The sequence below is a fragment of the Citrobacter braakii genome (genome assembly GCF_009648935.1).
GTDB classification, from domain to species: domain Bacteria; phylum Pseudomonadota; class Gammaproteobacteria; order Enterobacterales; family Enterobacteriaceae; genus Citrobacter; species Citrobacter braakii.
This window is the reverse complement of record NZ_CP045771.1, coordinates 2,990,055-3,013,329: the sequence shown is the minus strand read 5'-3', so window position 1 is coordinate 3,013,329 and position 23,275 is coordinate 2,990,055. Positions and strand designations below refer to the sequence as shown.

Annotated in this window: 23 protein-coding genes; 12 read left to right on the top strand and 11 right to left on the bottom strand. The window is 53.0% G+C overall.

Annotation, left to right across the window (positions count from 1 at the left end; translation table 11 throughout):
* Positions 1-25: 25 nt before the first annotated feature.
* Complete coding sequence (gene icd, locus GFC06_RS14025) at positions 26-1,276, bottom strand: NADP-dependent isocitrate dehydrogenase (protein ID WP_153690275.1); 1,251 nt, start codon at positions 1,274-1,276, stop codon at positions 26-28.
* A gap of 202 nt (positions 1,277-1,478) precedes the next feature.
* Here icd and rluE point away from each other — a divergent pair, with 202 nt between their 5' ends.
* The 5 genes from rluE to purB are packed head-to-tail and all read left to right on the top strand — an operon-like array spanning position 1,479 to position 5,787.
* Complete coding sequence (gene rluE, locus GFC06_RS14020; RefSeq protein WP_016156800.1) at positions 1,479-2,102, top strand: 23S rRNA pseudouridine(2457) synthase RluE; 624 nt, start codon at positions 1,479-1,481, stop codon at positions 2,100-2,102.
* Positions 2,103-2,115: 13 nt separating this feature from the next.
* The gene (locus tag GFC06_RS14015) at positions 2,116-2,577 is read left to right on the top strand and encodes an NUDIX hydrolase (RefSeq protein ID WP_153690274.1); all 462 of its coding nucleotides are present in this window, start codon (positions 2,116-2,118) and stop codon (positions 2,575-2,577) included.
* 53 nt (positions 2,578-2,630) lie between these two features.
* Positions 2,631-3,737: a tRNA 2-thiouridine(34) synthase MnmA gene (gene mnmA, locus GFC06_RS14010; RefSeq protein ID WP_003832402.1), complete on the top strand. Its 1,107-nt coding sequence runs from the start codon at positions 2,631-2,633 to the stop codon at positions 3,735-3,737.
* A 34-nt stretch (positions 3,738-3,771) separates the two neighbouring features.
* The gene (gene hflD, locus GFC06_RS14005) at positions 3,772-4,413 is read left to right on the top strand and encodes a high frequency lysogenization protein HflD (protein WP_016153409.1); all 642 of its coding nucleotides are present in this window, start codon (positions 3,772-3,774) and stop codon (positions 4,411-4,413) included.
* 3 nt (positions 4,414-4,416) lie between these two features.
* Positions 4,417-5,787, top strand: coding sequence for an adenylosuccinate lyase (gene purB / locus GFC06_RS14000; protein ID WP_016153410.1), 1,371 nt, complete (start codon positions 4,417-4,419; stop codon positions 5,785-5,787).
* A gap of 74 nt (positions 5,788-5,861) precedes the next feature.
* Here purB and ruvB read toward each other — a convergent pair whose 3' ends face one another.
* The 6 genes from ruvB to aspS all read right to left on the bottom strand — a co-directional run bounded on the left by ruvB (position 5,862) and on the right by aspS (position 11,118).
* Positions 5,862-6,872, bottom strand: coding sequence for a Holliday junction branch migration DNA helicase RuvB (gene ruvB, locus GFC06_RS13995; protein ID WP_016153411.1), 1,011 nt, complete (start codon positions 6,870-6,872; stop codon positions 5,862-5,864).
* 8 nt (positions 6,873-6,880) lie between these two features.
* Positions 6,881-7,492: a Holliday junction branch migration protein RuvA gene (ruvA, locus tag GFC06_RS13990; protein ID WP_016153412.1), complete on the bottom strand. Its 612-nt coding sequence runs from the start codon at positions 7,490-7,492 to the stop codon at positions 6,881-6,883.
* A gap of 80 nt (positions 7,493-7,572) precedes the next feature.
* Positions 7,573-8,094, bottom strand: coding sequence for a crossover junction endodeoxyribonuclease RuvC (ruvC, locus tag GFC06_RS13985; RefSeq protein WP_003034867.1), 522 nt, complete (start codon positions 8,092-8,094; stop codon positions 7,573-7,575).
* A gap of 34 nt (positions 8,095-8,128) precedes the next feature.
* The gene (locus tag GFC06_RS13980) at positions 8,129-8,872 is read right to left on the bottom strand and encodes a YebC/PmpR family DNA-binding transcriptional regulator (protein WP_016153413.1); all 744 of its coding nucleotides are present in this window, start codon (positions 8,870-8,872) and stop codon (positions 8,129-8,131) included.
* 28 nt (positions 8,873-8,900) lie between these two features.
* Positions 8,901-9,344: a dihydroneopterin triphosphate diphosphatase gene (gene nudB / locus GFC06_RS13975; RefSeq protein WP_016153414.1), complete on the bottom strand. Its 444-nt coding sequence runs from the start codon at positions 9,342-9,344 to the stop codon at positions 8,901-8,903.
* A gap of 1 nt (position 9,345) precedes the next feature.
* Positions 9,346-11,118 (bottom strand): aspartate--tRNA ligase, encoded by a 1,773-nt coding sequence (aspS, locus tag GFC06_RS13970; protein ID WP_016153415.1) that lies wholly within the window; start codon positions 11,116-11,118, stop codon positions 9,346-9,348.
* A gap of 264 nt (positions 11,119-11,382) precedes the next feature.
* On the opposite strand from aspS, the gene GFC06_RS13965 reads away from it, so the two are divergent.
* The 5 genes from GFC06_RS13965 to cmoB are packed head-to-tail and all read left to right on the top strand — an operon-like array spanning position 11,383 to position 14,961.
* A complete protein-coding gene (locus GFC06_RS13965) occupies positions 11,383-11,949 on the top strand; it encodes a hydrolase (protein WP_153690273.1) in 567 nt (188 codons plus the stop codon).
* Positions 11,946-12,764 carry a DUF72 domain-containing protein gene (locus tag GFC06_RS13960; RefSeq protein ID WP_153690272.1) on the top strand — a complete coding sequence of 273 codons (819 nt, stop codon included), beginning with the start codon at positions 11,946-11,948 and terminating at the stop codon, positions 12,762-12,764. The genes GFC06_RS13965 and GFC06_RS13960 overlap by 4 nt, the downstream gene beginning before the upstream one ends.
* A gap of 52 nt (positions 12,765-12,816) precedes the next feature.
* On the top strand, positions 12,817-13,212 hold the full coding sequence (locus GFC06_RS13955) for an MAPEG family protein (RefSeq protein WP_016153418.1): 396 nt from the start codon (positions 12,817-12,819) through the stop codon (positions 13,210-13,212).
* 40 nt (positions 13,213-13,252) lie between these two features.
* Positions 13,253-13,996 (top strand): carboxy-S-adenosyl-L-methionine synthase CmoA, encoded by a 744-nt coding sequence (gene cmoA / locus GFC06_RS13950; protein ID WP_016153419.1) that lies wholly within the window; start codon positions 13,253-13,255, stop codon positions 13,994-13,996.
* Entirely contained in the window at positions 13,993-14,961 is a 969-nt protein-coding gene (gene cmoB, locus GFC06_RS13945; RefSeq protein WP_016153420.1) for a tRNA 5-methoxyuridine(34)/uridine 5-oxyacetic acid(34) synthase CmoB, read from the top strand. Before cmoA ends, cmoB begins: the two co-directional genes overlap by 4 nt.
* A gap of 167 nt (positions 14,962-15,128) precedes the next feature.
* Here the strand turns inward: cmoB and cutC are convergent, their stop codons facing one another.
* Positions 15,129-15,875, bottom strand: coding sequence for a copper homeostasis protein CutC (cutC, locus tag GFC06_RS13940; protein WP_153690271.1), 747 nt, complete (start codon positions 15,873-15,875; stop codon positions 15,129-15,131).
* 2 nt (positions 15,876-15,877) lie between these two features.
* Complete coding sequence (locus GFC06_RS13935) at positions 15,878-16,444, bottom strand: VOC family protein (RefSeq protein WP_047502136.1); 567 nt, start codon at positions 16,442-16,444, stop codon at positions 15,878-15,880.
* A 238-nt stretch (positions 16,445-16,682) separates the two neighbouring features.
* Here GFC06_RS13935 and argS point away from each other — a divergent pair, with 238 nt between their 5' ends.
* Together argS and mrdA are read left to right on the top strand one after the other, a co-directional pair.
* Positions 16,683-18,416 carry an arginine--tRNA ligase gene (gene argS, locus GFC06_RS13930; protein ID WP_016153423.1) on the top strand — a complete coding sequence of 578 codons (1,734 nt, stop codon included), beginning with the start codon at positions 16,683-16,685 and terminating at the stop codon, positions 18,414-18,416.
* Positions 18,417-18,599: 183 nt separating this feature from the next.
* Positions 18,600-20,519 carry a penicillin-binding protein 2 gene (gene mrdA, locus GFC06_RS13925; protein WP_016156805.1) on the top strand — a complete coding sequence of 640 codons (1,920 nt, stop codon included), beginning with the start codon at positions 18,600-18,602 and terminating at the stop codon, positions 20,517-20,519.
* Here the strand turns inward: mrdA and bglB are convergent.
* Complete coding sequence (bglB, locus tag GFC06_RS13920) at positions 20,491-21,630, bottom strand: beta-galactosidase BglB (RefSeq protein WP_153690270.1); 1,140 nt, start codon at positions 21,628-21,630, stop codon at positions 20,491-20,493. The genes mrdA and bglB overlap by 29 nt on opposite strands.
* The gene (locus tag GFC06_RS13915; RefSeq protein WP_016153426.1) at positions 21,631-23,217 is read right to left on the bottom strand and encodes an MFS transporter; all 1,587 of its coding nucleotides are present in this window, start codon (positions 23,215-23,217) and stop codon (positions 21,631-21,633) included.
* Positions 23,218-23,275 lie beyond the last annotated feature (58 nt).

Below are 23,275 nucleotides of genomic sequence, written 5' to 3'. Positions count from 1 at the left end.
GTTCTCACACAACCCAGAATCTGGATTACATGTTTTCGATGATCGCGTCACCAAACTCTGAACATTTCAGCAGCTTAGCGCCTTCCATCAGACGTTCAAAGTCATAGGTTACGGTCTTGGCGTTAATCGCGCCTTCCATACCTTTAACAATCAGGTCAGCCGCTTCAACCCAACCCATGTGGCGCAGCATCATTTCAGCGGACAGAATAATGGAACCTGGGTTCACTTTATCCTGACCTGCATACTTCGGTGCAGTACCGTGGGTTGCTTCGAACAGCGCACATTCGTCACCGATGTTCGCGCCCGGCGCGATACCAATACCACCAACTTGCGCGGCCAGCGCATCGGAGATGTAGTCGCCGTTCAGGTTCATACAGGCAATCACATCATATTCAGCCGGACGCAGCAGGATCTGTTGCAGGAACGCATCGGCGATAACATCCTTAACCACGATCTCTTTACCGGTTTTCGGGTTCTTGATTTTCACCCATGGACCGCCGTCGATCAGTTCACCACCGAATTCTTCACGCGCTAACTGGTAGCCCCAGTCTTTGAACGCGCCTTCGGTGAATTTCATGATGTTACCTTTGTGTACCAGGGTAACAGAATCACGATCGTTAGCGATGGCGTATTCGATCGCCGCACGAACCAGACGTTTAGTCCCTTCTTCAGAACACGGTTTGATACCAATACCGCAATGCTCCGGGAAGCGGATTTTCTTCACTCCCATTTCTTCGCGCAGGAATTTAATCACTTTCTCGGCATCTGCAGAGTCCGCTTTCCATTCGATACCTGCGTAGATATCTTCGGAGTTTTCACGGAAGATGACCATGTCGGTCAGTTCAGGGTGCTTAACCGGGCTAGGCGTGCCCTGGTAATAACGCACCGGGCGCAGGCAGACATACAGGTCAAGTTCCTGACGCAGGGCAACGTTCAGAGAGCGAATACCGCCGCCAACTGGGGTGGTCAGTGGGCCTTTGATGGCAACACGATATTCACGAATCAGATCAAGGGTTTCAGCAGGCAGCCAGACGTCCTGGCCATAAACCTGAGTGGATTTCTCGCCGGTGAAGATTTCCATCCAGGAGATTTTACGCTCGCCTTTATAGGCTTTCTCGACAGCAGCATCGACAACTTTGATCATCGGTGGGGTTACATCAACGCCGATACCGTCGCCTTCAATGAACGGGATAATCGGATTTTCAGGAACGTTGAGTTTGCCGTTTTGCAGGGTGATCTTCTTACCTTCCGCCGGAACAACTACTTTGCTTTCCATTCACCTCTCCTTCGAGCGCTTCTGGTTCTGCTCGTCTGTCATCGCGCTGCATGTGCGTTTGCGTCCTGCTGCACGAATGCGTTAGAGCAATTTTTTGTTAATGTTTTGTAATGAGCATGTCAATACTACCCTAATGTTCGTCGCCATGAAAGACACTCGTTCTTAGGCTATAATGCGGCAATTGATATAATCTGAAAATACCATGCAAAAAACTTCTTTTAGAAATCACCGGGTTGAGCGATTCAGCTCACGACAAGTCACCAGGCAGCGTAAAGAAAACCAGCCAAAACGCGTGGTTTTGTTCAATAAACCCTACGATGTTTTGCCACAATTTACTGACGAGGCGGGCAGAAGCACGTTAAAAGATTTTATTCCCGTGCCGGGAATTTATGCTGCGGGCCGACTCGACCGGGACAGCGAAGGACTTTTAGTGCTGACCAATGACGGCGCGCTGCAGGCGCGGTTAACGCAACCCGGCAAGCGTACGGGGAAAATCTATTACGTCCAGGTCGAAGGCGAGCCGACAGCAGAAGCGCTGGATGCGCTGCGTACCGGGGTGACGCTCAATGATGGTCCCACGCTGCCCGCAGGTATTGAAATAGTAGAGGAACCCACCTGGCTGTGGCCGAGAAATCCGCCTATTCGGGAACGGAAAAATATCCCCACCAGTTGGCTGAAAGTTACTTTATATGAAGGCCGTAACCGCCAGGTTCGTCGTATGACAGCACATGTTGGATTCCCGACGCTGCGCCTCATCCGCTATGCCATGGGAGATTACACGCTGGAAAATCTCGCCAACGGTCAATGGCGGGATGCAACTAACTGAATAAGGAACAGGTATGTTCAAACCGCACGTCACGGTCGCCTGCATTGTGCATGCAGAAGATAAGTTCTTAGTCGTTGAGGAAACAATCAATGGCAAAGCCCTGTGGAATCAACCTGCAGGACATCTGGAAGCGGATGAAACCCTGGTGCAAGCCGCCGCTCGCGAACTGTGGGAAGAGACGGGCATCAAAGCGCAGCCGCAACACTTCATCCGGATGCATCAATGGATTGCGCCGGACAAAACGCCCTTTTTACGTTTTCTGTTTTCTATCGAGCTTGCCAATATGTGCACTACTGAACCTCATGACAGCGATATAGATTGCTGTCGCTGGGTCAGCGCAGAAGAGGTTCTCTCAGCGCCAAATCTGCGTTCGCCGTTGGTTGCGGAGAGTATTCGTTGCTATCAGAGCGGACAGCGCTACCCGCTGGCGATGATCGGCGAATTTAACTGGCCGTTTACAGAGGGTGTCAAGTAAGGGGCTGCGTGCTAGAATATGCCGCCTTGAAGTTCAATGTCGTGAGTATTCCTATGTCTGAAAGCCCAAAAAAAGTGATCGTCGGCATGTCCGGCGGTGTCGATTCCTCCGTTTCTGCCTGGCTGTTGCAACAACAGGGTTATCAGGTAGAAGGCCTGTTCATGAAGAACTGGGAAGAGGACGATGGCGAGGAATATTGCACAGCGGCCGCCGATCTTGCGGATGCGCAGGCTGTCTGTGACAAACTCGGCATTGAACTGCATACCGTCAACTTTGCCGCAGAATACTGGGACAACGTCTTTGAACTGTTCCTTGAAGAGTACAAAGCGGGCCGTACGCCAAACCCCGATATTCTGTGCAATAAAGAAATCAAGTTTAAAGCCTTCCTCGAGTTTGCCGCCGAAGATTTAGGTGCCGATTATATCGCCACCGGTCACTACGTGCGCCGCGCCGACGTCGACGGCAAAAGCCGCCTGCTGCGTGGACTTGATGGCAATAAAGACCAGAGCTATTTCCTCTACACGCTCGGTCATGAACAAATCGCGCAGAGCCTGTTCCCGGTAGGCGAACTGGAAAAACCGCAGGTGCGTAAAATTGCCGAAGATCTCGGTCTGATTACGGCCAAGAAAAAAGACTCAACTGGTATCTGCTTCATCGGCGAACGTAAGTTCCGCGAGTTTCTCGGTCGTTACCTGCCCGCTCAGCCTGGCAAAATCATCACCGTTGATGGCGAAGAGATTGGCCAGCATCAGGGGCTGATGTACCACACGCTGGGTCAGCGTAAAGGTCTGGGCATTGGCGGGACGAAAGAAGGCACGGAAGATCCGTGGTACGTGGTGGATAAAGACGTCGAGAACAACATTCTGGTTGTTGCTCAGGGTCATGAACACCCGCGTCTGATGTCCGTTGGCCTGGTGGCGCAACAGCTGCACTGGGTCGATCGCGAACCGTTCACCGGCACAATGCGCTGCACGGTGAAAACCCGCTATCGTCAGACCGACATTCCGTGCACCGTTAAGGCGCTGGATGCTGAGCGTATTGAAGTCATTTTCGACGAGCCAGTCGCGGCGGTAACGCCGGGTCAGTCGGCTGTCTTTTACAATGGTGAAGTGTGCCTCGGCGGCGGCATTATCGAACAACGATTGCCTCTGCCGGTATAATTACTTACACATCTAATACAAGGAAGCAGTGAACGTGGCAAAGAATTATTATGACATCACCCTCGCTCTGGCAGGCATTTGTCAGTCGGCACGCCTGGTGCAGGAACTGGCGCACCAGGGGCATTGTGATGCCGATGCATTGCACGTTTCACTGAACAGTGTCATCGACATGAATCCCAGCTCTACGCTGGGCGTGTTTGGCGGTAGCGAGGCCAACCTGCGTTTAGGTCTGGAAACGATGCTCGGCGTGCTCAACGCCAGCAGTCGTCAGGGGCTGAACGCGGAACTCACCCGCTACACGTTAAGCCTGATGGTGCTGGAGCGTAAGCTGTCAGCCGCTAAAGGCGCGATGGACACGCTGGGAGACCGCATCAACGGCTTGCAGCGCCAACTGGACCATTTTGATTTGCAGTCAGAAACGTTGATGAGTGCGATGGCAGGCATTTATGTTGACGTCATCAGCCCACTCGGCCCACGTATTCAGGTTACGGGCTCCCCGGCCATCCTTCAGAGCCCACAGGTTCAGGCTAAAGTACGCGCTTCCCTGCTGGCTGGCATTCGCGCTGCCGTGCTCTGGCATCAGGTTGGTGGAGGCCGTCTGCAACTCATGTTTTCTCGTAATCGCCTGACGACTCAGGCTAAACAAATTCTTGCTCATTTAACCCCGGAGTTGTGATCTATGGAATTATCCTCACTGACCGCCGTTTCCCCTGTCGATGGACGCTACGGCGATAAAGTCAGCGCGCTGCGCGGGATTTTCAGCGAATACGGTTTGCTGAAATTCCGTGTACAAGTTGAAGTACGCTGGCTGCAAAAACTGGCCGCGCACGCAGCGATCAAGGAAGTTCCTGCTTTTGCTGCCGACGCAATCGGTTTCCTTGATGCGATTGTCGCTAACTTCAATGAAGAAGATGCTGCGCGTATCAAAACCATTGAGCGCACGACCAACCATGACGTGAAGGCAGTTGAGTATTTCCTGAAAGAGAAAGTGGCGGATATCCCGGAACTGCACGCTGTTTCCGAGTTCATCCACTTCGCGTGTACCTCAGAAGACATCAACAACCTGTCTCACGCGCTGATGCTGAAAACCGCCCGTGACGAAGTAGTTCTGCCGTACTGGCGCAAGCTTATCGACGCGGTGAAAGATCTTTCCGTCCAGTATCGCGATATTCCTCTGCTCTCCCGTACCCACGGTCAGCCAGCCACCCCGTCTACGCTGGGCAAAGAAATGGCTAACGTGGCTTACCGTATGGAGCGTCAGTACCGCCAGCTCAATCAGGTCGAAATTCTCGGCAAAATCAACGGTGCAGTCGGTAACTATAACGCCCACATCGCCGCTTATCCGGAAGTGGACTGGCATCAGTTCAGCGAAGAATTTGTCACCTCGCTGGGCATCCAGTGGAACCCGTACACCACGCAGATTGAGCCGCACGACTACATTGCCGAGCTGTTTGATTGCATCGCCCGTTTCAACACTATCCTGATCGACTTCGACCGCGATGTCTGGGGTTACGTGGCGCTGAACCATTTCAAACAGAAAACCATCGCGGGTGAAATTGGTTCCTCCACCATGCCGCACAAGGTGAACCCAATCGATTTCGAAAACTCCGAGGGTAACCTGGGCCTGTCTAACGCGGTTCTGCAGCATCTGGCGAGCAAACTGCCGGTCTCCCGCTGGCAGCGCGATCTGACGGACTCTACCGTTCTGCGTAACCTGGGCGTGGGGATTGGCTATGCGCTGATCGCTTATCAGTCCACGCTGAAAGGTGTGAGCAAACTGGAAGTGAACCGCGATCATCTGCTGGATGAACTGGATCATAACTGGGAAGTGCTGGCAGAGCCGATCCAGACCGTGATGCGTCGCTATGGCATTGAAAAACCATACGAGAAGCTGAAGGAACTGACCCGCGGCAAACGCGTTGACGCCGAAGGTATGAAGCAGTTTATCGACGGTCTGGCGCTGCCTGAAGACGAGAAAACGCGCCTGAAAGCAATGACGCCGGCCAATTACATTGGTCGCGCCGTCACCATGGTTGATGAACTGAAGTAATCTGTTTTACGCCTGTCAGGCCTGCATCATATCGTAGGCCTGCCAGGCGTAGCGCCATCAGGGATTATTGAGTCTTATGGCATTTCCGGCGGTGTAATGCCAAAGTGGTTCCACGCCCGCACCGTTGCCATACGTCCGCGCGGAGTTCGCTGCAGAAAACCTTGTTGAATCAGATACGGCTCCAGCACGTCCTCAATGGTTTCACGCTCTTCCCCAATCGCCGCCGCCAGGTTATCCAGTCCTACCGGTCCACCGAAGAACTTATCGATAACCGCCAGCAGCAGCTTACGGTCCATATAATCGAATCCTTCCGCATCCACATTGAGCATATCCAGTGCCTGAGCGGCGATATCTGCTGAAATTGTGCCGTCATGCTTCACTTCGGAGAAGTCGCGTACCCGGCGTAATAAACGGTTGGCGATACGCGGCGTACCACGGGCGCGGCGTGCCACTTCCAATGCGCCTTCATCGCTCATTTCCAGTCCCATAAAGCGGGCGCTGCGTCCAACAATGTGCTGCAGGTCTGCCACCTGATAGAATTCCAGGCGCTGTACAATACCGAAGCGGTCACGCAGCGGAGACGTTAACGAACCGGCGCGCGTCGTCGCCCCGATCAGGGTAAACGGCGGCAGATCGATCTTAATCGAACGTGCGGCTGGTCCTTCGCCAATCATGATATCCAGCTGATAATCTTCCATCGCCGGATACAGCACCTCTTCCACCACCGGCGACAGGCGATGGATTTCATCGATAAACAGCACATCGTGCGGTTCAAGGTTGGTGAGCATTGCCGCCAGATCGCCCGCTTTTTCCAGTACCGGACCGGAAGTGGTGCGCAAATTAACGCCCATTTCATTGGCAACTATATTGGCAAGCGTGGTTTTACCGAGACCTGGAGGACCGAAAATCAGCAGGTGATCGAGGGCTTCACCGCGCAGCTTCGCCGCCTGGATAAAAATCTCCATTTGCGAACGCACCTGAGGCTGGCCAATATACTCTTCCAGCAATTTGGGGCGGATCGCGCGATCCACCAGATCTTCAGGGGTCGTGCTGACAGCCGAAATCAGGCGATCTGCTTCAATCATCCTTTACCTCACAATGCCGCGCGAAGCGCTTCACGAATCAGGGTTTCACTGCTGGCATCAGGGCGAGCAATTTTGCTCACCATGCGGCTGGCTTCCTGTGGTTTATAGCCTAACGCCACCAGCGCAGCAACCGCTTCCTGCTCGGCGTCATCCGTTGCAGGACTGGCCGGAGAGGTCAGGACCAGATCCGCCGCCGGCGTGAAGAGATCGCCATGCAGGCCTTTAAAGCGGTCTTTCATTTCCACAATCAAACGCTCTGCGGTTTTCTTACCTATACCCGGTAATTTCACCAGCGCGCCAAGCTCTTCGCGCTCAACGGCATTAACGAACTGCTGTGCAGACATACCGGAGAGGATCGCCAGCGCCAGCTTCGGCCCCACGCCATTGGTTTTGATTAACTCTTTAAACAGCGTGCGTTCTTGTTTGTTGTTAAAACCATATAGCAGTTGAGCGTCTTCACGCACCACAAAATGGGTGAAGATAATCGCTTCCTGCCCGGCTTCCGGCAACTCGTAGAAACAGGTCATCGGCATATGGACTTCATAGCCTACTCCGCCGGTTTCCAGAAGGACCAGCGGGGGTTGTTTTTCAAGAATGATGCCTCTGAGTCTGCCTATCACGTGACGCTCCTGCGTTAAGGGCTAAAAGGTAATGCGCTATCATAAAAAAAGGCTGGATAGATATCCAGCCTCATTTGTCACTAACGTAACCGACCTCGCGCCAGATTCAGCCGCGACTCACTCATTTGCATGGCGTTCTGGCTGACGTGGCAATGGGTAATAGCAATCGCCAGCGCATCCGCGGCATCCGCCTGCGGATTTGCCGGGAGTTTTAGCAGCGTGCGTACCATATGCTGAACCTGGCTTTTTTCCGCGCTGCCGATACCCACCACGGTCTGTTTTACCTGGCGGGCCGCGTATTCAAAGACCGGAAGATCCTGATTGGTAGCCGCAACGATTGCCACGCCGCGCGCCTGCCCCAGCTTTAGCGCCGAGTCGGCATTCTTCGCCATAAAGACCTGCTCAATGGCAAAATAGTCGGGCTGGAACTGAGTGATGATTTCCGTCACGCCTGCATAAATCAACTTCAGACGTGATGGAAGATCGTCGACTTTGGTGCGAATGCAGCCGCTACCGAGGTAGGTCAGCTGTCTGCCGACCTGACGGATTACGCCATAACCGGTGATGCGCGACCCCGGGTCAATGCCGAGAATGATAGACATCACGCATCTCCTGTTAGTTTATGGCTTAACCACATCATTCGAGCGTTGCAGCAACCTCATCGGAGATTTCGCCGTTGTGGTAAACTTCCTGCACGTCGTCGCAGTCTTCCAGCATATCGATCAGACGCATCAGCTTCGGTGCCGTTTCTGCATCCATATCCGCTTTGGTGGAGGGGATCATAGACACTTCAGCCGCGTCCGCTTTCAGACCAGCCGCTTCCAGCGCATCACGCACTTTGCCCATCTCTTCCCACGCGGTGTAAACGTCAATCGCGCCGTCGTCGAAGGTCACAACGTCTTCAGCGCCCGCTTCCAGTGCCGCTTCCATAATGGCGTCTTCGTCGCCTTGTTCAAAAGAGATCACGCCTTTTTTGCTGAACAGGTAAGCTACGGAACCGTCGGTACCGAGGTTGCCGCCCGTTTTAGTGAATGCGTGACGCACTTCCGCAACGGTACGGTTACGGTTGTCAGACAGACACTCAATCATAACGGCTGTTCCGCCAGGACCGTAACCTTCATAGATGATGGTTTCCATGTTCGCATCATCGTCGCCACCAACACCACGCGCGATTGCACGGTTCAGGGTGTCACGGGTCATGTTGTTTGCCAGCGCTTTATCAACCGCGGCGCGCAGACGTGGGTTAGCATCCGGATCGCCGCCGCCCAGTTTGGCTGCCGTCACCAGTTCACGAATGATTTTGGTGAAAATTTTACCGCGTTTAGCATCCTGCGCTGCTTTACGATGTCTGGTGTTGGCCCATTTACTATGACCTGCCATAAATAATCTCTCCAAAAAGCGCGCCTTCTCAGGCGACGTTAATTACAAACTCTTCAATCGCCTGCCGGTTACTCCACGACTTGGTTAACTGCGCGGCTTCGTGCGCATTAACCCAACGGTAGGTCAGATGTTCGGTGAACACGATCTCTCGTTCAGAGGGAAGTGCCAGGCAAAACCAGGATTCAGTATTACGCTCAATTCCCGGCGCATAGCGATGACGTAAATGGCTAAAAATCTCAAATTCCACCGTGCGCTGACAGTCAATTAAGGTCAGTTGCTCAGTCGCAACATCAATGGCGACCTCTTCCTTTACTTCGCGCATCGCGGCTTGCGACGCGGTTTCACCCTCTTCAAGGCTGCCGGTGACCGACTGCCAGAAATCAGGATCGTCGCGTCGCTGTAACATCAGCACTCTCCCGGTGTCCTTTGCATAAATCACGACTAACACCGAGACAGGCTGTTTATATCTCATATCAGTTATTCTCGGCCTTCTTAACAACCTGAATGCTCAGCTCCGCCAGCGCGGCTTCATTGGCAAAGCTTGGCGCTTCAGTCATCAGACATGCTGCAGCCGTGGTTTTCGGGAAGGCAATAACGTCACGAATGTTGTCAGTACCGGTCAGCAGCATAGTCAAGCGATCCAGACCAAACGCCAGGCCCGCATGCGGCGGTGTACCGTATTTTAGCGCATCCAGCAGGAAGCCGAACTTCTCGCGCTGTTCTTGCTCGTTAATGCCCAGAATGCCGAATACGGTCTGCTGCATATCACCGTTGTGAATACGCACGGAACCACCGCCCACTTCATAGCCGTTGATGACCATATCGTAAGCGTTGGCAACCGCGTCTTCCGGCGCAGCTTTCAGCTCAGCGGCAGTCATGTCTTTTGGCGCGGTGAACGGGTGGTGCATCGCGGTCAGACCGCCTTCACCATCGTCTTCAAACATCGGGAAGTCGATAACCCACAGCGGCGCCCATTTGGCTTCGTCGGTAATGTTCAGGTCTTTGCCCAGTTTCAGACGCAGCGCGCCCATCGCGTCGGCAACCACTTTCTTGTTGTCGGCACCGAAGAAAATCATGTCGCCGTCTTGCGCACCGGTACGCTCCAGAATCGCGTCTACGATTTCTGCGTTCAGGAACTTAGCAACCGGGCTGGTGATGCCTTCCAGGCCTTTCGCACGCTCGGTGACTTTGATGTAAGCCAGACCTTTCGCGCCGTAAATCTTAATAAAGTTACCGTAATCGTCGATCTGCTTACGGCTTAAGCTCGCACCGCCCGGTACACGCAGGGCAGCTACGCGGCCTTTCGCATCATTCGCCGGACCAGAGAACACGGCGAACTCAACGCCTTTCACCAGATCGGCAACGTCAACCAGTTCCATCGGGTTACGCAGGTCTGGTTTATCAGAACCGTAACGACGCTCGGCTTCGGCAAAGGTCATGATCGGGAAATCACCCAGATCCACACCTTTAACTTCCAGCCACAGGTTACGCACCAGCGCTTCCATCACTTCACGCACCTGCGGCGCGGTCATGAAGGAAGTCTCAACGTCGATCTGAGTAAATTCAGGCTGACGGTCAGCACGTAAGTCTTCATCACGGAAGCATTTTACGATCTGATAGTAGCGGTCAAAACCGGACATCATCAGCAGCTGTTTAAACAGCTGAGGAGACTGCGGCAGCGCGTAGAACTTACCTTTATGAACACGAGAAGGAACCAGGTAATCGCGCGCGCCTTCCGGCGTAGCTTTGGTCAGCATCGGAGTTTCGATGTCGAGGAATCCGTGATCGTCCATAAAACGACGCACCAGGCTGGTAATTTTGGCACGCGTTTTCAGGCGCTGCGCCATTTCAGGGCGACGCAGATCCAGGTAGCGATACTTCAGTCGCGCTTCTTCAGTGTTTACATGGTTAGAGTCCAGCGGCAGCGAGTCTGAACGGTTGATGATGGTCAGATCGGAGGCCAGCACTTCAATTTCGCCAGTCGCCATATCGGCGTTGACGTTTTTCGCGTCACGCGCACGCACGGTGCCCGTAACCTGGATACAGAACTCATTACGCAGTTCGGAGGCCAGCTTTAACGCATCCGCACGGTCCGGATCGAAAAATACCTGCACGATACCTTCGCGGTCGCGCATATCGATAAAGATCAGGCTACCAAGATCACGACGACGGTTGACCCAACCACACAGAGTCACCTGCTGCCCCTCGTGGGACAGACGTAGCTGTCCGCAATATTCTGTACGCATGAGATATCCCTTAACTTTGCCGCAGGCGGATTGTCACCTGTCTCGCAGGTGACGAAGTCGCAGCTTTAGCTGAATGTCACAACTGAATGAAAAAAGGCGGCTATTATACTGGAAATTCTGCCGCACGATAAGTCCGGTACTGACTGTACGCCTGTTTCCTGGACGGGCATTGCGTAATCTCACAAAAAATAACAAAAATTGTCGTCCCTTTCACACTGATTCGCGATTAAGGTGTAACGGAATTCTTTTTTTACTGGAGTGATCATGCTGGAACTGAACGCAAAAACAACCGCTCTTGTTGTTATTGATCTACAGGAAGGTATCCTGCCTTTCGCTGGCGGCCCACACTCGGCAAACGACGTGGTTGCCCGCGCCGCGCAGTTGGCGGAAAAATTCCGTGCCCACGGTTCCCCGGTGGTAATGGTGCGCGTCGGCTGGTCTGACGATTATGCCGAAGCGCTGAAACAGCCAGTTGATGCTCACGCTCCGGCCAAAGCGTTACCCGAAAACTGGTGGAATTACCCGAGCGCTCTGGGTAAATGCGCCAGCGACCTCGAAGTGACCAAACGCCAGTGGGGAGCTTTCTACGGCACCGATCTGGAATTACAACTGCGTCGTCGGGGCATCGAGACCATCGTCCTGTGCGGCATCTCCACAAATATTGGCGTGGAGTCAACGGCGCGAAATGCGTGGGAGCTGGGTTTTAATCTGATTGTTGCAGAAAACGCCTGTAGTGCCGCCAGCGCTGAGCAACATCAGGGCAGCATGACGCATATTTTCCCGCGTATCGCACGCGTACGCAGCGTGGCCGAGATCCTGCAAGCGCTATGATTTATATCGGTTTACCCCAGTGGGCGCATCCCAAATGGGTGCGTCTGGGGATCTCCAGCCTTGAAGAGTATGCCCGCCACTTTAACTGTGTGGAGGGCAATACCACGCTGTACGCGCTGCCAAAAGCCGACATTGTGGCCCGCTGGCATGCGCAGACTACCGATGTGTTTCGATTTTGTTTTAAGTTTCCGGCCACCATTTCGCATCAGGCCGCGCTGCGTAATTGCGATGACCTGGTGCATGAGTTTTTCACGCGCATGTCGCCACTTGAATCACGCATTGGGCAATACTGGCTGCAATTACCCGCAACTTTTGGCCCGCACGACCTGCCTGCCTTGTGGCAGTTTCTTGATGCGCTCCCCAAATCCTTTACCTACGGTGTGGAAGTTCGCCATCCGGACTTTTTTGCCAAAGGCGAAACAGAGCAGCTATTCAATCGTGGCCTACATGAGCGCGGGGTAAATCGGGTGATTCTGGACAGTCGACCGGTACATGCCGCAATACCACATACTGAAGCGATACGCGACGCCCAGCGCAAGAAGCCAAAGGTTCCGGTGCATGCGGTGGTGACGGCAAACCATCCGATGGTACGCTTTATCGGCAGCGATAATATGGCACAAAACAGCGCGCTTTTTGCCGTCTGGCTGACCAAGCTGTCGCAATGGCAACAAACCACAACGCCGTATCTGTTTTTACATACCCCGGATATCGCGCAGGCCCCGGAGCTTGTCGATACGCTATGGGCAAATTTACGCAGCGCCCTGCCAGAGATCGGATCAGCTCCGTCTATTCCACAGCAATCTTCTCTTTTCTGAAAATGCCACCTATCATAGTCAATGCCATCAGCCATTTTAAAAGGGAGTTTGTATGGTAAGCGCGCTTTATGCCGTATTGGGTGCGTTATTGTTAATTAAGTTCTCCTTTGACGTCGTTCGCCTGCGCATGCAATACCGCGTTGCATATGGTGACGGAGGTTTTAGCGAACTACAAAGCGCTATCCGCATTCACGGTAATGCGGTGGAATATATTCCCGTCGCATTGGTGCTGCTGTTATTTATGGAAATGAACGGCGCTGAAACGTGGATGGTGCATATTTGCGGGCTGATTTTGATTGCCGGACGACTGATGCATTATTACGGATTCCATCACCGGCTTTTCCGCTGGCGCCGTTCAGGCATGAGCGCGACCTGGTGTTCGCTGTTGCTAATGGTGCTGGCGAATCTTTGGTATATGCCCTGGGAGTTGGTTTTCTCCCTGCATTAGCGCACAATACGCCACTTTATTTTTCCCGGATTTTTACGTTATGTCTCACCGCGACACGCTTTTTTCTGCGCCTATCGCCAGTCTGGGTGACTGGACCTTTGATGAACGGGTAGCTGAAGTCTTCCCGGATATGATCCAGCGATCCGTTCCTGGCTATTCCAATATCATTTCTATGATTGGGATGTTGGCCGAACGTTTCGTACAACCCAACACACAGGTCTACGATCTGGGCTGTTCTCTGGGCGCTGCGACGCTCTCGGTGCGTCGCAATATTCATCACGAGAATTGCAAAATTATTGCCGTTGATAACTCCCCGGCTATGGTTGAGCGCTGCCGCCGTCATATTGACGCCTATAAAGCGCCGACACCGGTTGACGTTGTCGAAGGCGATATTCGCAACATTACTATCGAAAACGCCTCGATGGTGGTGCTGAATTTTACCCTGCAATTCCTTGAGCCACCTGAGCGCCAGGCATTGTTGGATAAGATTTATCAGGGGCTGAACCCCGGCGGCGCGCTGGTACTGTCTGAAAAATTCAGTTTCGAAGACGCTAACGTTGGCGAGCTGCTGTTCAACATGCACCACGATTTCAAACGGGCAAATGGCTATAGCGAGCTGGAAATCAGTCAAAAGCGCAGCATGCTGGAGAACGTGATGCTGACCGACTCGGTCGAAACGCACAAAGCGAGACTGCATCAGGCGGGCTTTGAACACAGCGAATTGTGGTTCCAGTGCTTTAACTTTGGTTCTCTGGTGGCACTGAAAGCCGAGGTTAGCGCATGATCGACTTTGGTAACTTTTATCAACTGATTGCCAAAAATCACCTTTCCCATTGGCTGGAAACGCTCCCGGCGCAAATCGCGACCTGGCAGCGCGATCAGCACGGTTTGTTTAAGCAGTGGTCAAATGCGGTCGAGTTTCTGCCCGAGCTGACGCCGCATCGCCTGGACTTACTGCATAGCGTTACCGCCGAAAGCGATGAGCCGCTCAGCGACGGTCAGCTCAAACGTATCGACACCCTGATGCGTAACCTGATGCCATGGCGTAAAGGGCCGTACTCGTTGTACGGCGTCAATATAGATACCGAGTGGCGCTCGGACTGGAAATGGGATCGCGTTCTGCCGCACTTGTCTGACCTCACCGGGCGCACCATTCTTGATGTCGGCTGCGGGAGTGGATATCACATGTGGCGCATGATTGGCGCGGGGGCGCATCTGGCGGTTGGCATCGATCCTACCCAACTGTTTCTGTGCCAGTTCGAGGCAGTGCGTAAACTGCTGGGCAATGACCAACGCGCTCACCTGCTGCCGCTGGGTATTGAGCAGCTTCCGGCGCTCAACGCCTTTGATACCGTATTCTCCATGGGAGTGCTTTATCACCGCCGTTCACCGCTGGAACACCTGTGGCAGTTGAAGGATCAGTTGGTGAAAGATGGCGAACTGGTACTGGAAACGCTGGTCGTCGAAGGTGATGAAAATACCGTACTGGTACCGGGCGATCGCTACGCACAGATGCGTAACGTTTACTTTATTCCTTCTGCGCTGGCGTTAAAAAACTGGCTGGAAAAATGTGGGTTTGTTGATGTGCGCATCGCTGATGTCTGCGTCACCACCACCGAAGAGCAGCGCCGCACCGAGTGGATGATAACCGAATCCCTGGCCGACTTCCTCGACCCGAACGATCACAGCAAAACGGTGGAAGGCTACCCGGCCCCATTACGCGCGGTATTGATTGCACGTAAGCCGTAATCATTTTTGCCAGATAGCACTCTTTCTGCAAAATAGTTCAACTTGCAGCAAGGCAGACAACTCCGCTGCGGCTTGAAATATGCAGGATAAAAAAAGGCCCCTGTTGAAATTGCAGGGGCCTGGTACGAGCAAGCATCATATTGGGCGACATGATGCAACGGTAAAAATCAGCTGGCCTGGTGGTGTGCAATGATTGCTTTCATTTCCGCAACCGCCGCCCCGTCTACCGCATAGCGTGAATACTCATCCGCCTGTGCATCCGAAGACATCGACAACCCCGAATTGCGATAACGCATGGGGGAAGCCAACCATACTCCGGCAGAACTGTGGACTTCCTGCACTCCAGCATCAAGGAACAGGGACAAATTCGAGGCGCGAACCCCCGCTCCGGCCATAATGATTGGAGCATCCACCTGCGCAATAAGTTCCATTATTTTTGTTAAACCTTGCGCCGCATCTGATTTTTGCCCGGAAGTCAGCACTCTGGCGATGCCCAAATCAGCTAATTTTTTTAGCGCATTGAGTGGGTTAGCGCACATGTCAAAGGACCGATGAAAAGTGACGTGCAGCGGTCCCGCCGCGATCATTATTTTCTCCATGCGCGGCATATCGACATCACCCTCTGCATCTAAAATGCCGGTTACCAACCCTGAGAACCCCAGATCTCTTACCATCGCAATATCATCCAGCATTGCAGCGAATTCACCGTCGGTGTAACAAAAGTCGCCCCCGCGCGGGCGAATAATGGGATTGACCGGAATCGAGATATGCTGGCGAACCGAACGCAAGACGCCCAGGGACGGCGTTAAGCCCCCCTCTTTGGGCGCCGAGCAAAGCTCAATGCGATCCGCGCCGTTTTGCTGCGCCGTGCGTGCGCACTCCATGCTGTAACAGCAGATTTCCAGTAATGCCATACTCACTCCTGACGTTCGCTTGCCACAATGGCTTCAATCGACCACGGATGGAATTTTATCGTCACGCTGCCATCGCTGACCGCCAGCGTTGGATTCGGTAAACGTTCGCGCTCGCCTTTTGGCGAACTGGTTTTTACAAATATACCCGGCTGGCTCAGCCCGTGATCTGAAAGCAGCGCCAGCGCTCGTGCATTCAGCGTTTCCACCTCACCCGGCAGAACAATTTCAACATGCTCCCAGCCTTCATGCGGATAGCGCTTTTCGCCCGGCCACGGCAGTTCTACGATAGTAAATTGCCAGTGTTGCACACAAACTGGCTCATCGAGTTTGAACAAGCAAATCGGTCGGCCATTGATGATATTTTCTGACAGCAATTCGCCGCACTGTTCAAACCCACGACGCCAGCGCTCTGCGGTGGTATTTTGATGACAACGCAGAGAAATGTGATCGGCTTCAAGCGATGAGACATCCAGCCCAAGGCGAGTGGAAAGATCCGTTAACGCCTGAATGAAATGCGGTAAATCTGCGGAAATATCATGCAGTTCTGCAACTGTTTGCCAGTTCGCCATAATGAAAGCTCATATCCATATTCAAAGCCGCTAATTTACCCTGTTGCGCAGCCCCAACCAACTGCTGATTTTCTTAAGCGCAATATGAATAATTATACGTAATGACAATGTTTATATTTCAGGCTGCTGGCGATACTCGCAATGCTGACGGCAACGGGCATTTGCAGTATACTCCCGCCCTTAATTCTTAAACTGGTGCGGTGCATTTTAAGCCGCTTCATAAATGTAAGGTATTCCGGTGAATATTCAGGCTCTTCTCTCAGAAAAAGTCAGTCAGGCCATGATTGCTGCAGGCGCGCCTGCAGATTGCGAACCGCAGGTTCGTCAGTCAGCAAAAGTACAGTTCGGCGACTATCAGGCTAACGGCATGATGGCTGTCGCTAAAAAACTGGGTATGGCGCCGCGACAACTGGCTGAGCAGGTGCTGACTCATTTGGATCTCAACGGGATCGCCAGCAAAGTTGAAATTGCAGGCCCGGGCTTTATCAATATTTTTCTCGATCCGGCATTTCTGGCGCAGCACGTTCAGCAGGCGCTGGCTTCCGATCGTCTGGGCGTCACCCAACCGGCTAAACAAACCGTTGTGGTTGATTACTCCGCACCTAACGTAGCGAAAGAGATGCACGTTGGTCACCTGCGTTCCACCATCATCGGTGACGCTGCGGTGCGTACGCTGGAGTTCCTCGGCCACAATGTTATCCGCGCCAACCACGTCGGCGACTGGGGTACTCAGTTCGGTATGCTCATCGCATGGCTGGAAAAACAGCAGCAGGAAAATGCTGGCGAGATGGCGCTGGCTGACCTTGAAGGTTTCTACCGTGATGCGAAAAAACATTACGACGAAGATGAAGCCTTCGCGGAACGTGCCCGGAGTTATGTCGTGAAGCTGCAAGGCGGCGACGAGTACTTCCGTGAGATGTGGCGCAAACTGGTCGACATCACCATGTCGCAAAACCAGTTAACCTACGATCGCCTGAACGTCACCCTGACCCGTGACGACGTCATGGGTGAAAGCCTGTACAACCCGATGCTGCCTGGCATCGTGGCCGATCTCAAAGCTAAAGGCCTGGCTGTTGAAAGCGAAGGCGCTACCGTCGTATTCCTTGATGAGTATAAGAACAAGGAAGGTGAACCGATGGGCGTAATCATTCAGAAGAAAGATGGCGGCTATCTCTACACCACGACCGACATCGCCTGCGCCAAGTACCGTTATGAAACGCTGCATGCCGACCGCGTACTTTATTACATCGACTCCCGTCAGCATCAGCACTTAATGCAGGCCTGGACCATCGTGCGTAAAGCCGGTTATGTGCCGGACTCTGTGCCGCTGGAACACCACATGTTCGGTATGATGCTGGGTAAAGACGGCAAGCCGTTCAAAACCCGTGCGGGTGGCACGGTTAAACTGGCCGATCTGCTGGATGAAGCGCTGGAACGCGCACGCCGTCTGGTAGCGGAGAAGAACCCGGACATGCCTGCCGACGAGCTGGAAAAACTGGCGAATGCGGTCGGTATCGGCGCGGTGAAATATGCCGATCTGTCCAAAAACCGTACCACCGACTACATCTTCGACTGGGACAATATGCTGGCGTTCGAAGGGAACACTGCGCCGTATATGCAGTACGCCTACACCCGCGTACTGTCCGTGTTCCGTAAAGCGGATATCGACGAAAGCGCGCTGGCAAATGCGCAGGTGATTATCAGTGAAGATCGCGAGGCTCAGCTGGCTGCGCGTCTGCTGCAGTTTGAAGAAACGTTGACCGTTGTTGCACGTGAAGGTACGCCGCACGTGATGTGTGCTTACCTGTACGACGTTGCCGGTCTGTTCTCCGGCTTCTACGAGCACTGCCCAATCCTTAGCGCTGAAAACGAAGAGATTCGTAACAGCCGCCTGAAACTGGCACAGTTGACGGCGAAAACCCTGAAGCTGGGTCTGGATACGCTGGGTATCGAAACCGTAGAACGTATGTAAATCAGCTCACCTATCAGGCCTGACTCCGAAATTCGGACTCAGGCCTTTTTTATTTCTGTAACAGGCAATCTGTAACAACTCACAAGGAATGACACATTTCCGTAGAGATATGGAACATTTTTTGCCTGTCATCCCGTTTAAGCCTCCGTATCATGAGGCGGCGAATTAATCGGGTACGGGTCAATGACATTCAGAGATTTTGAGGCGGAGGAAAAACTCTTCCAGCGGCGTGTATTGGTGGCCTTTGGCCTGGTGGTCATCTGCTTTGGCATCCTGATTTACAATCTCTACAACTTACAAATCTGTCAGCACCAGTATTACACCACCCGCTCGAATGCAAACGACATCAAAATGCTGCCCGTGGCCCCGACGCGTGGCATGATTTACGATCGCAACGGCATCCCGCTGGTGCGCAACGTAACCTGGTACGACATTTCCGTTACACCTTATAAAATCAGTGATATGAATGCCCTGATCAGGCAGCTCACGCCTATCATTGACCTCACTCCTGATGACATTGACCAGTTTCGCCATGCGCTGAAAGCCAGCAGCCGCTATCGCCCGGTCGTGCTAAAAAATGCGCTGACCGATGTGGAAATCGCCCGCTTCTCGGTTAACCAGTTTCATTTCAGCGGCGTCAATATCAATAGCTATGAAGACCGCCAGTACCCTTATGGCGCAGCGCTGGCGCATGTCCTTGGCTATGTGTCAAAAATCAATGACAACGACCTGAAAGCGCTGGATCAAAAAGGCCTGACAGAGAACTACGCCGCCGATCACAACATCGGTAAGCAGGGTATTGAGCACTACTATGAAAATGAACTGCATGGGAAAACCGGTTATCAGGAGGTCGAAGTTGATAACCACGGACGCATCGTACGCCTGATCAAAGATGTGCCGCCCGTTGCCGGAAAAGATATCCATCTGACGCTGGACCTCCATTTACAGCAATATATTGAGAGTCTGTTGGTGGGCCAGCGGGCCGCCGTTTTGGTTGAGGATCCGCATGACGGTTCCGTGCTGGCAATGGTTTCGAACCCCAGCTATGACCCCAACCCGTTTGTCAAAGGTATTAGCTATCAGGACTATAACAAGCTGCTTCAGGATAAGGACCTGCCGTTAATCAACCGCGTCACGCAAGGGTTGTATCCTCCCGCCTCCACGGTCAAACCGTATATGGCGATGTCAGCATTACTGGACGGCGTGATCACGCCGCAGACCCGTTTCTTCGGCGCCCCCACCTGGACGCTCCCCGGCACGGAGCGACATTACCGTGACTGGAAAAAAACGGGCCACGGTATGCTGGATGTCACCAAAGCAATTGAAGAATCTGCCGACACGTTCTTTTATCAGGTGGCATATATGATGGGGATTGACCGTATTAACAGCATGCTCAGCCAGTTTGGCTATGGCAAACCGACCGGCATCGATCTTGGTGAGGAGTATAACGGCCTGCTCCCGAGCCGCGAATGGAAGCAGAAAGTGCATAAAAAAGCCTGGTATCAGGGAGATACCATTTCGGTTGGCATCGGCCAGGGCTACTGGATTGCCACGCCGATCCAGATGGTAAAAGCCATGGTCGCGCTGATTAACAATGGCAAGGTTATCGCCCCTCACCTGCTACGTGATGAAGAGAGCGGAAAAGTCATCACGCCGTACCAGGCTCCCGAAGCACCGTCACAAATTGCCTCTGCTTCGTCCCCCTACTGGGGACTGGTGCGTCAAGCGATGTTCGGCATGGCGAATGAGCCAAACGGTACCGGTTATAAGTTCTTTCACACCGCGCCTTACGGCATTGCAGCGAAAAGTGGCACATCACAGGTCTTTAGCCTGAAAGAAAATCAGACCTACGATGCGAAAATGATCCCCGTGCGTCTGCGCGACCACGTGTTCTATACCGCATTTGCGCCATATAAGAACCCAAAAGTCGCCATAGCGTTAATTCTGGAAAACGGCGGCAGCGATGGCGTCACCGCCGCACCAGTCATGCGTCAAATCATGGATCATCTGTTTGCTGCGCAGGACGACGACGCTCAAGCGGGTCCGATAGCCGCAACGCCATCGGACACCGATATCAAAAATACTTACGCAAGTATTCGGTAAGGCACAGCATCGCCATCGCCTGACCGTAAGGCATGGAGGTCCGGGGGATGTTGCGGTAGAAATCGAGATTGTGGCCCATCCCGGTACCAAACGAGGTATGCAGCAATTCACCTTCCGGCGAAATATGTTGCACAATGCCTCTGATCGCTTTTTCGGCTACAGCCGCATAGTCTTGTCCGACATAGCGTTTACGTACCGCTTTGAGGATCCCATAGGCAAATCCGGCGGTTGCCGAGGCTTCAAGATACGACTGCGGGTCGTCCAGCAAGGTGTGCCACAGTCCGCTTTCATCCTGGCACTTCGCCAGCGCCGCGATTTGCGCGTTCAAAACTTGCACCAGATAGCGGTGCACTGCATTGTTTTCCGGCAAATCAACTAATTCGAGGAAATCCGGGATGACTATAGTTAACCAGCTGTTGCCACGCGCCCAGCGAGCGTTGGCGAAGTTATGCTGTCCTTCATAGCTCCAGCCGTGGAACCACAGCCCCGTTTCTTTATCCATCAGGTTTTGCACGTGCAGCAGGAACTGATAGGTTGCCTCTTCAATATACTCGGGACGGTTGAGCAACTTGCCAATCTTCGCCAGCGGTAAGACCGTCATCATCAACGTGTCATCCCACATCTGCTGGTGATTTTCTTCCGCCAGCGTAATGTGCTGCATACCGCCGAATTGGGTACGCGGCATATCATGCATTGCCCACTCAGCCCAGCTGTCGAGCCACGGCAGATACGCGGGATTACGCGTCTCTTCATAGCGATATGCCAGCGTTAAAAACGGCGCCATGGTGTTGACGTTTTTGGTCGTTGCACCTTCCGCAAAGCGATCGGCAAACCAGCTGTCGATAATATCGCGCATCGTGGCATCGCCGGTTTGCTGATAATACTGATACATCCCGTACAAGCCGATGCCGTGCGTCCACTCCCATCCCGCCCAGCCTTTGGTATCAATAACGCGTCCGTCATCCAGACGTAGCAAGAACTCGCCGGTCTCATCATGAATATTGACCAGGTTATGCGTCACCTTTTTGATCAACGCTTTTAATTCATCCCTGGCAATAAAATGTTCTGGCTGGCGCAACAATGGACTGTGTTTAACCGGATAAACAATCATTTACTTAACCTCTGTCAATGTCGAATTCAATACAGCACCCTTTTCCAGTTTTGGTGCCGCTGGTTTATTACGATTCAGGTAACCAATATTGTTGTTACCCCAAAGTGATTCATAAGGCATGCCCGATAGCATCTCTACGGTCGCGCGTCCTTTAGCGGAAAGTCCTTCCAGCACGGGTTGCCCGGACTCACGCATTTTTGCTGTCTCTTCACGCAGGGTGCTGTGCGTTTGCAGGTTCAGTTTGAAGCGCAAGGAAACCAGGAAACCCAGCGCCAGAACAATCAGCGTTCCGCAGCTCAGAATTAACAGGATGGTATGGCTGACCGCCGCGGGTTGTGCGCTCTGACCGGAGACAAAACCAGACAACTGCATCACAATCCCCACCAGCATCACCGCTCCAGCCTGCGACGCTTTTCGCGTTAACGTCATAATGCCGGCGAAGATCCCTTCCCGACGCTGACCGGTAATCACTTCGTCAACGTCGGCAATATAGGTGTAGATATTCCAGGGAACGTAGTTGATACCACCGCGTCCTAAACCCGCAACGGCGGAAACCAATAGCAACAGAGAATAAACATCGCTTAATCCGGCGTAATACAGCCCCGCATAGGAGAGTGAACTGAGGCCAAACAGGACGACCACCATGCGATAAGACGGCGCAGGCCCGAAACGGATGCACAATGGGATCATGGCGATAACGGCAATAAACTGGAAGATAGCCATCGTACCCAGCAGGTTTGACGCCATCGATGCTTCCTGCATCAGCACAAACACCACATAGTAAGTAAAGACGGCGTTAAAGACGTCCTGGGCAATATAGCCGCCAAGATACATTCCTAAATGCTGGCGAAAGATACGGATGCGCAGTGTTGAACTCAGTTCCACAAATAAACGGTTCATACTCTGACTCAAGGTCAGGCTTTTCTTCTCTTCTTCGGCTCGCAGCGCCGCCTCAGTCCACTCTTCCCGTGGGCGTTCCCAGGTAAAGAACCAGACGAAGGTCAGCATCAGTGCACACAGCACAGAAAACACCAGGCTGGCGTAGAAAAAAGAGACGGGGTTGTCCTTGCCAAACAGCGTCAGCAGAACGCCAGGTAAGAATGAGGCCAGAATGGCAGACATTTGCGCCATCGAAATGCGCGCGCCGGAGAATTTGGTTTTCTGTTTAAAGTCATCGGTCATTTCGGGTACCAGCGTTTCGTATGGCACCAGAATCATGGTGTAGACCACGTCAAAAATCAGATAGGTGAGCAGGTAGTACCAGAACCCCATATCACCCACCCACATTAGTGAGTAGCTAAAGACACAGGGTATCCCCAACAGAATAAAAAACTTGCGTCGCCCAAAGCGTTTGCCGAGCCAGGTGGAGCCAAAGTTATCGGTTAAAAAACCCATTAATGGGCTAACAACGGCATCCAACACCCTGGCGGTAGCGAAGATAAAGGTTGCTTCGATTGGCGTCAGGCCACAGAACGTCGTGTAAAAATAGAGTAGCCAGGCCGCGGTTAACGCCGTGGTGCCTGCGCCTAAAAAATCCCCCGAACCGTAGGCAAAATAGTTAACCAACCCAATTTTACGTGTATTCATTGCCGTTACCCCTGCACATTATTGGGAGGCCCCGCAATCCTCGCTTTGACATTGGGCC

Coding starts and splice junctions, on each gene's coding strand:
- icd (WP_153690275.1), bottom strand. CDS start 1,276: ATGGAAAGCAAAGTAGTTGTTCCGGCGGAAGGTAAGAAGATCACCCTG.
- rluE (WP_016156800.1), top strand. CDS start 1,479: ATGCAAAAAACTTCTTTTAGAAATCACCGGGTTGAGCGATTCAGCTCA.
- GFC06_RS14015 (WP_153690274.1), top strand. CDS start 2,116: ATGTTCAAACCGCACGTCACGGTCGCCTGCATTGTGCATGCAGAAGAT.
- mnmA (WP_003832402.1), top strand. CDS start 2,631: ATGTCTGAAAGCCCAAAAAAAGTGATCGTCGGCATGTCCGGCGGTGTC.
- purB (WP_016153410.1), top strand. CDS start 4,417: ATGGAATTATCCTCACTGACCGCCGTTTCCCCTGTCGATGGACGCTAC.
- ruvB (WP_016153411.1), bottom strand. CDS start 6,872: ATGATTGAAGCAGATCGCCTGATTTCGGCTGTCAGCACGACCCCTGAA.
- ruvC (WP_003034867.1), bottom strand. CDS start 8,094: ATGTCTATCATTCTCGGCATTGACCCGGGGTCGCGCATCACCGGTTAT.
- GFC06_RS13980 (WP_016153413.1), bottom strand. CDS start 8,872: ATGGCAGGTCATAGTAAATGGGCCAACACCAGACATCGTAAAGCAGCG.
- nudB (WP_016153414.1), bottom strand. CDS start 9,344: ATGAGATATAAACAGCCTGTCTCGGTGTTAGTCGTGATTTATGCAAAG.
- aspS (WP_016153415.1), bottom strand. CDS start 11,118: ATGCGTACAGAATATTGCGGACAGCTACGTCTGTCCCACGAGGGGCAG.
- GFC06_RS13965 (WP_153690273.1), top strand. CDS start 11,383: ATGCTGGAACTGAACGCAAAAACAACCGCTCTTGTTGTTATTGATCTA.
- GFC06_RS13960 (WP_153690272.1), top strand. CDS start 11,946: ATGATTTATATCGGTTTACCCCAGTGGGCGCATCCCAAATGGGTGCGT.
- GFC06_RS13955 (WP_016153418.1), top strand. CDS start 12,817: ATGGTAAGCGCGCTTTATGCCGTATTGGGTGCGTTATTGTTAATTAAG.
- cmoA (WP_016153419.1), top strand. CDS start 13,253: ATGTCTCACCGCGACACGCTTTTTTCTGCGCCTATCGCCAGTCTGGGT.
- cmoB (WP_016153420.1), top strand. CDS start 13,993: ATGATCGACTTTGGTAACTTTTATCAACTGATTGCCAAAAATCACCTT.
- cutC (WP_153690271.1), bottom strand. CDS start 15,875: ATGGCATTACTGGAAATCTGCTGTTACAGCATGGAGTGCGCACGCACG.
- GFC06_RS13935 (WP_047502136.1), bottom strand. CDS start 16,444: ATGGCGAACTGGCAAACAGTTGCAGAACTGCATGATATTTCCGCAGAT.
- mrdA (WP_016156805.1), top strand. CDS start 18,600: ATGACATTCAGAGATTTTGAGGCGGAGGAAAAACTCTTCCAGCGGCGT.
- bglB (WP_153690270.1), bottom strand. CDS start 21,630: ATGATTGTTTATCCGGTTAAACACAGTCCATTGTTGCGCCAGCCAGAA.
- GFC06_RS13915 (WP_016153426.1), bottom strand. CDS start 23,217: ATGAATACACGTAAAATTGGGTTGGTTAACTATTTTGCCTACGGTTCG.